This window comes from Polaromonas sp. P1_G2 (assembly GCF_056405515.1).
This window is the reverse complement of record NZ_JBFUBY010001566.1, coordinates 1-383: the sequence shown is the minus strand read 5'-3', so window position 1 is coordinate 383 and position 383 is coordinate 1. Positions and strand designations below refer to the sequence as shown.

At 62.0% G+C, this 383-nt stretch carries 1 protein-coding gene; it reads left to right on the top strand.

The features are described 5' to 3' along the window. Positions 1-64 precede the first annotated feature (64 nt). The coding region (locus tag AC1D0P_RS31570; RefSeq protein WP_477680329.1) for a hypothetical protein at positions 65-383 on the top strand (319 nt) is incomplete at its 3' end.

Here is a 383-nt window from a genome sequence, read left to right as displayed (position 1 = left end):
GTACTATACGAGTGAATAATTTACTGCCTCTCCTGTCATCGTTTCCGAGTGACGGGAGAGGGCAGTGGGCGCAGCACGGGCGAAGGCGGAATTCGATGCCGATTGGGCGGCGATCGCCGTCGTCATTTTCGGCGCGACCGCGTTCAGCCTGTCGCAGGGCGTCACTTACCCGCTGATTTCACTGATTCTCACCGCGCGTGGCGTTTCGCCCAGTGTCATCGGCTTGACCGRTGCCTGCTTTGCAGCAGGGCTTGCCGCCGCCACGCTGCTGGTGGGGCCGCTGACGGCCGTGCTTCGGGGCCATCGGCTGATCGTTGCCGCATTGATCGGCGCCTCGGTCAGCCTGGCGATCTTTGCGAGTTTCGATCAGCTCTGGATATGGT